Below are 12,643 nucleotides of genomic sequence, written 5' to 3'. Positions count from 1 at the left end.
AGAACGAGCTACGTAAAGCTTATTTCTTTCTTCTGGATTCATTGATAATATCATCCTTTCATTTTACCACAGTGAGTGACATTTTCACTGAGAAATTTTAAGATGACATTATCACAGAATAACTACAATTTTGATAATATAATTGTTGACATTTTTTTGGTGAAATAATATAATTAGTACAGATACCCCGGTAGGGTATATCTATATGAATCGGGAGGGGACTATATGGAAGTTGCAGAAAGAAAAATTAATATCAGAATAAAAGGGATGACCTGTACCTCATGTGCAGCACGGATAGAAAAAGCCCTCTCAAAGATGTCGGGGGTAAAAGAAGCAAGTATTAATTTTGCAGCAGAAAAAGCAAGCATTTTGTATAACCCCCGGGAGGTATCGGTAGCGGATTTTATTCAGAAAATAAGGGATCTTGGTTACGATGTTTTATCCACAAAGGTTGAATTAGTCCTAAAAAATATGCACTGCGCCTCCTGTGCTGCGCGCATTGAAAAAGCTCTGGCAAAAACTCCCGGAGTAGTTAAAGCCTCCGTGAATTTTGCTGCAGAAACCGCTGTAGTAGAGTACTTAGATGGTGCTACCGAAGTAAAAAACCTGATAAATACTGTCAGGGATCTGGGCTACGATGCTTATGAAAAGAGAGAAAAAGACAAGGACAGGGAAAAACAGGAAAGAGAAAAAGAAATAACCTCCCTGGGAAGGCTGGTTATAACTTCTTCCATACTTACCGTTCCACTTCTACTTTCCATGGTATTCAGGGTAATGGGCTGGCATGGAGGAATTCTTGACAATCCCTGGTTTCAAGTATTGCTTGCTACTCCCGTGCAATTTATTATAGGCTACAGATATTACCGGGGAGCCTTTCATACCCTAAAAAACGGATCGGCAAATATGGATGTTTTAATAGCAATGGGTACCAGTGCCGCATATTTTTATAGCTTATACAACATTTTTGTCCTTCCCATGGAAAAGATTCATTACCACCTTTACTTTGAAGCCTCTGCCGTTATTATTACTCTAATTACCCTGGGAAAATATTTGGAAGCAGTAGCTAAAGGCAAGACCTCTGAAGCGATAAGAAAATTGATGGGTTTACAGCCTAAAACCGCCAGGGTAATTAGAAATAATCAAGAAATAGAAATACCGGTAGAACAGGTGGAAGTGGGCGATGTAATTGTAGTAAGGCCGGGAGAAAAAATACCGGTGGATGGTGTTATTATAGAAGGTTATTCTGCTGTTGACGAATCAATGATTACCGGCGAAAGCATTCCGGCTGAGAAAAAGGCGGGGGATCAAGTAATAGGAGCTACCATAAATAAAATGGGCACTTTCAAGTTTAAAGCCACAAAAGTTGGCAAGGATACCGTGCTTTCACAAATAGTAAAGCTGGTCGAAGAAGCCCAGGGTTCAAAAGCGCCCATTCAAAAATTAGCTGATAGCATTGCAGGAGTTTTTGTTCCGGCGGTAATATTTATTACTTTAGTGACTTTTGCAGTTTGGAATTTTGTTTTCCATAATTTTACCGCAGGCCTTATAAATGCGGTATCGGTTCTTGTAATAGCTTGCCCCTGTGCCCTTGGGCTTGCTACTCCTACCTCGGTGATGGTAGGTACCGGGAAAGGTGCCGAATACGGAGTGCTTATTAAAGGCGGGGAACATCTTGAAAGAGCCCACAGGATAAAAGCATTGATTCTCGATAAGACCGGCACAATTACCAAGGGAAAACCTGAAGTGACGGATGTAATTTCGGTAGGAAGTTTAAAGGAAGATGAAATTCTTAAATTCGCGGCGATAGCGGAGAAAAATTCCGAGCATCCGCTGGGCGAGGCGATAGTAACCAGGGCGAGGGAAAAAGGGATGGAACTTTCCGATCCTGAAGATTTTGAGGCAATACCGGGGCATGGAATATATGTAAAAATAAGAGGAAAAGAAGTTTATCTCGGCAACAGAAGGCTCATGACGGCAAAAAGCATTTCTTTTGAAGGTGTTAAAGAGCTGATGGAAAAGCTTGAAAATGAGGGTAAGACGGTAATGATAATGGCAGTAGATGGTATAGTTGAAGGTATTCTGGCAGTAGCTGATACGGTAAAAGAAAATTCTAAAAAAGTTATTGAAGAGCTGAAAAAAATGGGCATAGAAGTATGGATGATAACCGGCGACAATGAACGCACGGCAAAAGCGATAGCACGTCAGGTGGGAATTGAAAACGTACTGGCAGAGGTGCTTCCTGAACATAAGGCGGAAGAAGTCGAAAGATTAAAGAAGCAGGGCAAAATTACCGCGATGGTAGGAGACGGTATCAATGACGCTCCTGCACTGGCTGCCGCGGACGTTGGAATTGCGATAGGTACGGGGACCGATGTGGCCATCGAAGCGGCTGATATTACGCTTATGAGCGGTGACCTTAAAGGGATTGTTACGGCAATAAAGCTGAGCCGCGCAACCATGCGAAATATCAAACAAAACCTCTTCTGGGCATTTATCTATAATACCCTGGGTATTCCCTTTGCTGCACTGGGATATTTAAGCCCTGCCATAGCCGGGGGAGCAATGGCCTTCAGTTCGGTTTCCGTTGTAACCAATGCCCTGAGGCTTAGAAGGTTTAAACCTTAAAATTTTATTATTAGATAACCTGGCAAAGGCAAATGAAAAAGAATTTGCGGGTAAAAAAATGGACTGCTGCGAATTACACCGCCCCAAAGAAAATCGCATAAAAAACAATAATGAGCATAGAGAAAGTTTTAAAAGAGAACAAAAGTAAAAATTTGAGCCATCTCGTAATTTACAATTGCGGGATGGCTTTTATTGTTTTGCTTATTTTATTTATTACAATTTTTTATGTAAATACATTTAGTTGCAAAGAATAAAATATATTGAGATTTATAAAAATATTTAAAATCTAAAAAGAGGAATTATAGAAAAAATGAAGAATAATATAAAAATAAAAAAATATAATTTGGAGGAAATGATGGATAAACAGAGAATTATCCAAGAATATGTACCGGGAAAACAAATTACATTGGCTCATTTAATAGCGAGTCCCGATATATCCTTATATAGAAAATTGGGCTTAGATCCTAAAGGTGCTTTGGGTATTTTGACGATAACACCAGGTGAAGGTGCTATTATCGCTGCGGATATTGCAATAAAATCTTCTTGTGTAGAAATTGGTTTTTTAGATAGATTTAGCGGATCGTTAGTAATAAATGGAGATGTTGCTGCTGTTGAGGCTGCATTAAAAGAAGTGTTGAGGTTTTTATCAGATGCTATGGGTTTTACACCTGCCCAGATTACAAAAAGTTGATAAGCGGGTGAAGAATATGATTCAAAAGCATATAGAAGAATTATGTAAAAAATTTAGCGATTTAAATCAGGAAGAAATAAAAGTTGTAGAGAGACTTTCGGAGGTTCTTCAAATTGTAGCAGATTTAACTCAGGCGGATATTTTCATAGATAGCATAACAAAAGATCCGGATGCAGCTATTGTTGTCGCTGAAGCAAAACCACGAACGGCCAAATCCCTTTACCGTTTTTCAGTAGTTGGTCAATTAGCTCTAAAACAAAATGAACCTGCGGTAATTAGAACTCAACAAACGGGTCTGCCTACAATAGGAATGAGGGGTATAAGCCAGGAAGGTGTACCGATAAAACAAAGTGTAGTCCCAATTACTTCTAAAACCGGAAGAACCATAGGAACGCTTATAATGGAACAGGATATAACCGAGCAGGTTTTTCAGGAGAAAAAGGTAAAGGACCTGATAGAAACGACGGAACACCTTTCTGAAACCCTTTTTAAATTAGCTTTTGCTGAAGGAAGAATTTCTGATATTCTTCCCGATGGACTTTTAATTGTCAACAAAAACGGTGCGATTACCTATTATAACAATGCTGCGAGGGATTTATTTAATAGAATAGGTTTTTTAGGAGAAGAGTTGAAAGATAAAAGAATTACTGAAATAATTCCTGAATTAGGTGTTAGAAGTGATTTTATTGCGGAGCAAATGTATATGGAATCTCAAATAAATGGATTAAATCTAGCAATAACTTCAATACCATTAAATAGTTCTGATGAAACAGCAGGTGCATTGATGCTGATAAGAGATATAACTGAAATAAGGATAAAGGAAAGGGAATTGATGCTGCAATCGTTGGTAATGAAAGAGATACATCATAGAATAAAAAATAATCTTCAAACTGTTGCGAGTTTGTTAAGAATACAGGCAAGAAGGGTTAAATCAAGAAAGGCAAGAAAATCTTTTAATGATAGTATAAGCAGGATTCTAAGTATTGCTGTAGTACACGACATTTTATCAAAAGAAGAGATGGAATTAGTGGATATAAATAATGTAATAAGCAAAATAGTGGAAATGATTTCGTTTATGACCGACCCTCATAAAAATATAAGTATAAAAATAGATTGTCAACTTATAAAGCTTACTTCAAGACAGGCTACTTCTATAGCACTTATTATAAATGAACTAATACATAATGCTATGGAGCATGCTTTTGTTGGGAAAAACGAGGGAGAAATTATAATAAGGGTTAAAGAGAGAAATAATGAAATATATTTATTGGTTCAAGATGATGGTATAGGCTTCAATAGCGATTTTTCCCTTGATAAATCAAAAAATTTAGGTCTAAGCATTATAAAAACCTTGGTAGAAGAGGACCTGAGAGGTTTTATAAATATTAAAAATAATAATGGCGCTATGGTAGAAATTAAATTCCCTTTAATAAATAAATTGCAGTATGTAGGATTTTGAAAAAATAAGGAAGGGGTATTATGCGGGTCTTAATTGTAGATGATGAACCTATAATAAGGATGGATATAAGGGAAATGCTACAAGAGAAACATTGCATAATAGTGGGTGAAGCATCTGATGGAGAAACTGCTGTGAATCTGGCGAGGAATTTAAGACCAGATGTGGTTTTAATGGATATAAAGATGCCTGGCAGTATAGATGGATTGGAGGCTGCTAAAATAATTAATGAAGAAGAGATATGTCCTGTTGTATTGCTTACAGCATATAGCCAATATGAGCTTGTTGAGGAAGCTTCTTCTGTAGTAGGTATTTTTGGATATTTGGTAAAACCGATTAAGGAAGAGGATATTTTACCTGCATTAAATATGGCTATTGCAAAATGGTCCAGTTATAAAAAATTAAAAGAAGAAAATAATGAATTAAAAAATAAATTGGAAAGCAGAAAAATTATTGAAATAGCAAAGGGAATTATAATGGAAAAATACAAATTAAGTGAAAAAGAGGCTTATAAAAAAATGCAAAAATTAAGCATGGACTTTAGAAAAAATATGGTAGAAATAGCAAAATACATAATAATTAATAACAAATTCGACGAAATCATGAAAATATAAAAAAATAAAATATTGCAAAAATTAAAAAGTACCTTTATAATAGTAATCAGCTAAATATATAAAAAGAGACAATGGTGTCTCTTTTGGGCAATGAAGCCCCATCGGGCATGGTCTTAAACCATGCTGGTGGGGCTTTTGTTTTTAACAGAAAGGAGATTAAGTGTGGCGAGTGTAGAGGAAATATTAAGCGTAGGTATAGATATAGGAACTTCAACAACGTCTTTGGTTATAAGTAAACTCAAAATAAAAAATGTTGCAGGTGGGTTTAGTGCACCTAAAATAGAAATAGTTGAAAAAAATATCATATATAGAAGTAACGTCTATTTTACACCTTTAATTGATGAAAAGACCATTGATTTTATAAATCTAAAAAAGCTTATTGAAGAAGAGTATAAAAAAGCCAAAATTTCTCCTTCTGAAATAAAAACAGGTGCAGTGATAATAACTGGAGAGACTGCAAGAAAAGAAAATGCAGAGAATATTTTAGATGCCATTTCAAAGTTAGCGGGAACATTTGTAGTTGCGACTGCTGGACCTAATTTAGAAGCCTATCTCGCGGGCTTAGGAGCAGGAGCAGCGAATTTATCTTCTAAAACGAAAAAAAGCGTTTGCAATGTGGATATAGGAGGAGGAACTACAAACATCTCTGTTTTTAATGAAGGAAAGCTGTTAACCACCTTTTGTGCCAATATAGGGGGAAGGCTAATCAAATTGTCATCAGATTACAAAGACGTAAAATTAACGGAGGTTTCAAATTACGGACAAATCGTTTTAGATGAAGGAGGCTTTAAGGTCAAAAAAAACGATAAGCTTGGTTTAAATGATCTAATTAAAATTGCAGGGATGTTAGCAGAATCTTTAATAAGCATTCTACTTTTTAGACCGAATTCTCTTGCAGAAAAATTAGCAATAGGGCCTTTACCGAAGGAAAATTTAAAAATTGATGCAGTCACTTTTTCTGGGGGGGTAGGCAGATTATTTTACGAAGATGATTATTCTAATGATGTATTATGGGTAACAAGATACCAAGATATAGGTCCATTGCTTGCAATGGAATTAAAAAGAAATATCTCGAAGCTTCCCTATGAAGTAATAAAACCCATGGAGACTATTTACGCCACGGTCATAGGAGCGGGAGTACATACAACTGAGTTGAGCGGATCTACCATATATATATCAGATTCAAAGGTGCTTCCTTTGAAAAATATACCTGTAGTGAAAGTTGATGATCCTCATGGGAGTAAAGCTGAACTTATAGAAGGAGTAAAGAAAAAATTGGAAACCTTCAAAAATGCAGAAGGGCATCTTATACCAGCATTACTTATACCGGATTTAGAAAATGTAAATTTTGAAAAAGTTAAAAATTTAGCAGAAGCGCTATTTGCAGCAGTTAGAATTTCTAATATACCGGGGCCCATTGTTGTAGCTTGTGAGGAAGATATTGGAAAAGCTTTAGGAAGTATTTTGAAAAATCTTGGCGGCAATCTATATGAAGTTATTTCAATAGATGAAATTTCAGTAAAGGAGGGTGATTATATCGATATAGGAGAGCCTTTGTATAGCGGTAGTGTAGTACCTGTTATTTTGAAAACGTTGGTTTTTTCTCATTAAACAATAAAGCTTAAAGGGGGGTTGTTTTCTGTGATTTTAAAGGCAAAGGTAAGGGGAACAGTTTACTGCTTTAAAGATGTAAAAGAAGTTCTTGCCAAAGCAAATGAAGAAAAATCAGGAGATATTTTGGCAGGGATTGCAGCCAATTCTGAAGAGGAAAGAATAGCAGCAAAATACGTTCTATCAAATTTAACCCTTGAGGATTTAAGAAATAATCCCGTGGTACCTTATGAAGAAGATGAGGTAACGAGGGTAATACAGGACCAGGTGAATGAGCATGTTTACAGCAAGATAAAAAGTTGGACAGCAGGTCAATTAAAAGAATACATATTGGACGATAAAACAACTTCTGATGATATTGATTGTATAAGCCAAGGATTAACCAGTGAAATGGTAGCAGCGGTTGCAAAAATAAGTTCAAATTTGGATTTAATATACGGAGCTTCCAAAATACGCAGAGTTTCTCACTGCAATACCACCCTTGGACTTCCAGGAACTCTTTCTGCAAGGTTACAGCCAAACCATCCAACGGATAATATAGATGGAATAATAGCAGAGGTAATGGAGGGATTGAGCTTTGGTATTGGGGATGCGGTAATAGGAATTAATCCTTGTATAGATGATGTAGACAATGTCAGCAGATTGTTATGGGCTTTGTATGAGTTTATTGAGAAATGGAAAATTCCTGCACAGCACAGTGTTCTTGCCCACGTGACAACACAAATAAAATGCATACGTCAAGGGGCGCCAGTTGGCGTAATATTCCAGAGCATTGCAGGAAGCCAGAAAGGCAATGAAGCCTTTGGTATTTCGGTAAGCATGCTTGATGAGGCTCATGAACTAATAAAAAGATACAGCACAGGTAAAGGGCCCAATCTGATGTATTTTGAGACAGGACAGGGTTCTGAGCTTTCAGCTGATGCTCATCATGGGGCAGATCAGGTAACTATGGAAGCAAGATGTTACGGCTTGGCAAAACGGTATAACCCGCTATTAGTAAATACGGTAGTAGGATTTATAGGGCCTGAATATCTATATGACAGCAAACAGGTAATACGAGCCGGGTTAGAAGACCACTTTATGGGGAAATTGACAGGTATTCCAATGGGGTGCGATGCCTGTTATACAAACCATATGAAAGCTGATCAAAACGATGTGGAAAATCTTGCTGTTTTGCTCACAGCAGCAGGATGCAATTATTTCATGGGAGTTCCTATGGGAGATGACATAATGCTAAATTATCAATGCACTAGCTATCATGATGTAGCTGCATTAAGAGAGGCATTAAAATTAAGACCTGCTCCTGAATTTGAAAAATGGATGGAGAATATGGGTTTAATGAAAGACGGCAGACTAACCTCCAAAGCAGGCGATCCCACCATATTTTTGAAATAGGGGGGTAAAAGGATGTTAAGCGAAAAAGACGTACAGGGAATTGTAGAAAGTGTACTTAAAGAATTAAACCTCATAAATATGGAGAAGAAAGAAAATAAGACAGATATCTTAAAAGAAAGAGAATGTGTCTCATCACAAAAGAAAAATGAAAGTGTTTGTGAAGAACAGTATCTACCGGATCTCAATGAAATAAAATTAGAAGAGTGGGCACTTATACCTGAACCCTTTGATAAAGAAGGATTAATGAGGATTAAGAAGAATACGCCTGCTAGAATAGGTCTTTGGAGAGCGGGAGCAAGGTATAAAGTTGAACCATGGTTAAGATTCAGAGCGGATCTTGCAGCTGCAAAGGATGCTGTTATGAAAGATGTAGATCCTAAATTCATCGAAGAATTGGGATTGTTTACTGTTCAAACGGTTGTTAAAGATAAGGATGAATATTTGACAAGACCTGATCTTGGAAGAAAACTTTCTGAGGAAGCAAAAGAAAAAATTTTGAAAGAGTGCCCCAAATCACCGCAGGTTCAATTGATAGTTGTTGATGGGTTGAGCTCTACAGCAATCGAAGCTAATGCCAAGGATTTCATACCATCGTTTTTACAAGCCCTTAAAGGTTATGGATTAAGTATTGGTAAACCTTTCTTTATAAAGTATGGCAGAGTAGCTGTAATGGATGAAGTGGGCGAATTGCTACAACCTGAGGTCCTTGTTGAATTGATAGGGGAAAGGCCGGGTTTGGTTACAGCGAAGAGCATGAGTGCTTATATGTGCTATAAACCCAATAAAAATACAATAGAGTCTGACAGGATGCTCGTTTCTAATATTCATGATGGAGGCCTGCCTCCTGTTGAAGCGGGTGCCCATGTAGCGGGTATTGTAAAAAAGATATACGATGCAAAAGCCAGCGGCGTAAAATTAATGAATTTATAAAAAAAGAAAAGGGGGTTTCAAAATGTACGGTTTTAAACCCATAAAGGCTCAGGTATTGGCTGTTAAATTAATTCCCAATGTAAACGAATACATGAAAAAAGAATTAAATTTAAAACCCGAACATAGGAGTATTGGGATGCTTACCGTAACCATTGATGATGTAGGTTATACGGCAGTAGATGAAGCAACGAAAAAAGCTGATGTTGAAGTGGTATATGCAAGGTCTTTCTATGCAGGTGCGGCTCATGCTTCGGGACCCTTGTCGGGTGAGTTCATAGGTATATTGGCGGGGCCCAATCCTGCAGAAGTGAAAAGTGGATTGAATGCAGCTATTGATTGCATAGAAAATGATGCTTGTTTTTGGGCTGCAGATGAAGAAGGACAAATTGCTTTTTATGCTCAATGTATTTCAAGAACAGGTTCTTATCTTTCAAAAATAAATAATATACCAGAAGGTTCACCTATAGCTTACTTGATAGCGCCACCTATTGAAGCCATGTATGCACTTGATGCTGCAATAAAAGCAGCAGAAGTTAAGTTGACTTCATTCTTTGGACCTCCGAGTGAAACAAACTTTGCTGGTGGGCATTTGACAGGTTCACAATCTGCATGTAAAGCAGCGTGTGATGCTTTTGCAGCGGCGGTTATGGAAGTTGCTAAATATCCCAAAAGATATTAGGGGAGAAGGTAATGGAAAATAAAGCTTTCGGTTTTATAGAAACCTACGGATTGGTTCCAGCAATTGAAGCGACCGACGCAGCATTAAAAGCTGCTAATGTCAAATTGTATGCTTTTAGATATACTACTGGAGGTTTGGTTACTACAATAATCACGGGAGATGTAGGTGCTGTAAAAGCTGCGGTAGATACAGGCTTTGCTGCAGCAAAAAAAATAGGGAAAGCTATAAGTTTTAATATAATACCGAGGATGGATGAAAATTCAATTGTTATTATCGACGGGAAAGTACAGAATAAATATGAATATATGATTGAAGAGAAGACAGAAGTAAAAGAGACAATGAAGGAAGAAAAGAAGGAAGAAGATGAACAAAATAAGGAGTTTAAAAGAGAAGAGAATGTAGTTGAAGATTTAGAAACAAAAGAAGTTATTGATAATTATAAAAAAGAAGAAAATGAGGTAGTAACTGAAAAGGAAATGGAAGGTTTGCAAGATGAAAAGATACCTGACGATACTGATATAAGAAAAGATATCAAAAATAGAGAAAATACCGAAAAAAATGAGAAAGTAGAAAAATTAGAAGAAACGGACTTAACTGGAATAACAAATAAAATAAAGGAATTATTAAAAAATGAGCAATTAAAAAGCATTTTAGAACAAAACAATAGTATTGATAAATTAAGTGCAAAGAATCTCAGGAGGGTTGCAAAAGAACTTTTAGGGAAAGAAATAAGGGGAGAAAAAGTAGATTCAATGAGAAAGAGTGAAATATTAGAACTATTAATAAAATATTTCAGTAAGGAGGTGTAGAAAAGGATGATAAAAATAGATAAGGATCTTTTAGCAATACAGGAAGTGAGGAATTTAGTAGCAAAAGCCAAGGAAGCACAAAAGATTCTAGACACCTATCCCCAGGAAAAAATTGATGAAATAGTTAAAGCGATGTCTGAAGAAGCTGCAGCAGCTTCAGACTGGCTTGCAAGAGTAGCTGTAGAAGAAACGGACATTGGGGTATATGAACACAAGGTAATTAAAAATCTATTTGCTGCCAAAAGGGTATATGAAGCTATAAAAGACTTGAAGACGGTAGGATTTATTAAAATAGATGAAGTAAACAAGGTGTGTGAAATTGCAGAACCTGTAGGTGTTATTGCAGGATTGACTCCTACCACAAATCCCACGTCTACAGCCATATTCAAATCTTTGATCTCTGTAAAAGCAAGGAACGCTATAGTTTTTAGCCCACATCCCAGGGCAGCTGATTGCACCTCTCAAGCAGTTGAAATACTGCATAAAGCTGCAGTAAGGGCAGGAGCACCAGAAGGAATATTGGGCTGTATATCCACTCCAACCTTGGAAGCAACTCAAGCATTAATGAAACACCCTGATGTAAATTTAATATTGGCTACCGGCGGTTCAGATATGGTGAAAGCTGCATATAGTTCAGGAAAACCTGCATATGGTGTTGGTCCTGGAAATGTCCCTGCATATATTGAAAGGAGCGCAAATGTTAAAGACGCAGTAAAAGCCATTATAGAGAGTAAAACCTTTGACAACGGTACAATTTGTGCTTCTGAACAATCGGTGATTTGCGAAAAATGCATTGCAGATGAAGTGAAAAGAATCTTTATTGAGATGAGAGGGGTAATTTTAAACCCTGAGGAAATCTATAAGTTAGAAAAGTATGCCTTTAGACCTGATGGAAGTTTGAATCCCGCTATAGTTGGTAAATCAGCAGTAAGCATAGCGGAAAATGCCGGTATAAAAGTTCCAAAAGAAACAAAAGTCTTATTGGCTCCTCTTTCCGGAGTAGGTAAACAATATCCTTTATCAAAGGAAAAACTGAGCCCTATACTAGCTTATTATGAGGTTGAAGATTGGAAAGAAGCATGCATGCTCTGCATTGAACTTTTAGAGCTCGGTGGTATGGGGCATACCATGTCTATTCATTCAAATAACGATGAAATTGTAAAGAAATTTGCATTAGAAAAACCAGCTTTCAGAATTCTTGTGAATCAACCTTCCTCCTTCGGAGCAATTGGGGCGACAACAGGATTGGTGCCTTCTCTGACACTTGGTTGCGGAACATGGGGAGGAAACGCCACATCAGATAATATAGGGCCAATGCATTTAATGAATATTAAACGGTTAGCTTATGGAGTGCGTAGCCTTGGGGAATTAAAGGCAGAGCTTTATGGCGCAAAGGCAATTGAAAAAACTGAAGAAGTAAATCCAGAAGTGATTAAAAAGATTGTGGAAGAGGTATTAAAAAAAATAAATTTTTAAAAGTGAGGGGGTTTTAAAATGAACGGTGGACAAATTGCTTTGGGAATGATTGAAACAAAAGGCTTGGTGGCTGCAATTGAGGCGGCAGATGCGATGGTAAAAGCAGCAAATGTAACACTTATAGGTAAAGAAAAAGTCGGAGGTGGACTTGTAACGGTTATGGTTAGGGGAGATGTAGGAGCTGTAAAAGCGGCAACTGATGCAGGTGCAGCGGCAGCGTCAAGGGTGGGAGAATTGATTTCTGTCCATGTAATTCCAAGACCACATCCTGATGTAGAGTATATACTACCTAATGTGAAAAAGGAAAGTGGATACGACCCCACTAAATAAAAATCCTAAATGAGCTGGGGGTGTGAA

The 12,643-nt window shown here is 37.2% G+C and carries 12 protein-coding genes; all 12 read left to right on the top strand.

Translation table 11 applies throughout. From position 1 onward, the window contains the following. Positions 1 to 225: 225 nt before the first annotated feature. The 12 genes from ATZ99_RS11000 (at position 226) to eutM (ending at position 12,616) form a co-directional block, all read left to right on the top strand. Positions 226 to 2,625 carry a heavy metal translocating P-type ATPase gene (locus tag ATZ99_RS11000; RefSeq protein WP_068749281.1) on the top strand — a complete coding sequence of 800 codons (2,400 nt, stop codon included), beginning with the start codon at positions 226 to 228 and terminating at the stop codon, positions 2,623 to 2,625. Between the two features lies 1 nt (position 2,626). Continuing rightward, complete coding sequence (locus tag ATZ99_RS12255) at positions 2,627 to 2,773, top strand: LDCC motif putative metal-binding protein (RefSeq protein WP_342669125.1); 147 nt, start codon at positions 2,627 to 2,629, stop codon at positions 2,771 to 2,773. 162 nt (positions 2,774 to 2,935) lie between these two features. Beyond that, positions 2,936 to 3,316: an ethanolamine utilization microcompartment protein EutS gene (gene eutS / locus ATZ99_RS10995; RefSeq protein WP_281178190.1), complete on the top strand. Its 381-nt coding sequence runs from the start codon at positions 2,936 to 2,938 to the stop codon at positions 3,314 to 3,316. Positions 3,317 to 3,332: 16 nt separating this feature from the next. Beyond that, the gene (locus tag ATZ99_RS10990; RefSeq protein WP_068749280.1) at positions 3,333 to 4,775 is read left to right on the top strand and encodes a sensor histidine kinase; all 1,443 of its coding nucleotides are present in this window, start codon (positions 3,333 to 3,335) and stop codon (positions 4,773 to 4,775) included. A 20-nt stretch (positions 4,776 to 4,795) separates the two neighbouring features. Next, positions 4,796 to 5,386, top strand: a complete 591-nt coding sequence (locus ATZ99_RS10985) for an ANTAR domain-containing response regulator (protein ID WP_068749279.1) — start codon at positions 4,796 to 4,798, stop codon at positions 5,384 to 5,386. A gap of 162 nt (positions 5,387 to 5,548) precedes the next feature. Next, the gene (locus tag ATZ99_RS10980; protein WP_068749278.1) at positions 5,549 to 6,997 is read left to right on the top strand and encodes an ethanolamine ammonia-lyase reactivating factor EutA; all 1,449 of its coding nucleotides are present in this window, start codon (positions 5,549 to 5,551) and stop codon (positions 6,995 to 6,997) included. A gap of 30 nt (positions 6,998 to 7,027) precedes the next feature. Continuing rightward, positions 7,028 to 8,392, top strand: a complete 1,365-nt coding sequence (locus ATZ99_RS10975) for an ethanolamine ammonia-lyase subunit EutB (protein WP_068749277.1) — start codon at positions 7,028 to 7,030, stop codon at positions 8,390 to 8,392. 12 nt (positions 8,393 to 8,404) lie between these two features. Then, complete coding sequence (eutC, locus tag ATZ99_RS10970) at positions 8,405 to 9,322, top strand: ethanolamine ammonia-lyase subunit EutC (protein WP_068749276.1); 918 nt, start codon at positions 8,405 to 8,407, stop codon at positions 9,320 to 9,322. Between the two features lie 22 nt (positions 9,323 to 9,344). Then, positions 9,345 to 10,001: an ethanolamine utilization microcompartment protein EutL gene (gene eutL, locus ATZ99_RS10965; RefSeq protein ID WP_068749275.1), complete on the top strand. Its 657-nt coding sequence runs from the start codon at positions 9,345 to 9,347 to the stop codon at positions 9,999 to 10,001. Positions 10,002 to 10,012: 11 nt separating this feature from the next. Then, positions 10,013 to 10,810: a BMC domain-containing protein gene (locus ATZ99_RS12250; RefSeq protein WP_068749274.1), complete on the top strand. Its 798-nt coding sequence runs from the start codon at positions 10,013 to 10,015 to the stop codon at positions 10,808 to 10,810. 6 nt (positions 10,811 to 10,816) lie between these two features. Beyond that, the gene (locus ATZ99_RS10955) at positions 10,817 to 12,286 is read left to right on the top strand and encodes an acetaldehyde dehydrogenase (acetylating) (RefSeq protein ID WP_068749273.1); all 1,470 of its coding nucleotides are present in this window, start codon (positions 10,817 to 10,819) and stop codon (positions 12,284 to 12,286) included. Positions 12,287 to 12,304: 18 nt separating this feature from the next. Further along, complete coding sequence (eutM, locus tag ATZ99_RS10950) at positions 12,305 to 12,616, top strand: ethanolamine utilization microcompartment protein EutM (RefSeq protein WP_068749272.1); 312 nt, start codon at positions 12,305 to 12,307, stop codon at positions 12,614 to 12,616. Positions 12,617 to 12,643 lie beyond the last annotated feature (27 nt).

Source organism: Thermovenabulum gondwanense, from assembly GCF_001601575.1.
Classification (GTDB): Bacteria; Bacillota; Thermosediminibacteria; order Thermosediminibacterales; family Thermosediminibacteraceae; genus Thermovenabulum; species Thermovenabulum gondwanense.
Note: the sequence above shows the minus strand (reverse complement) of the source record. Positions and strands in the feature narration are given on the sequence as shown.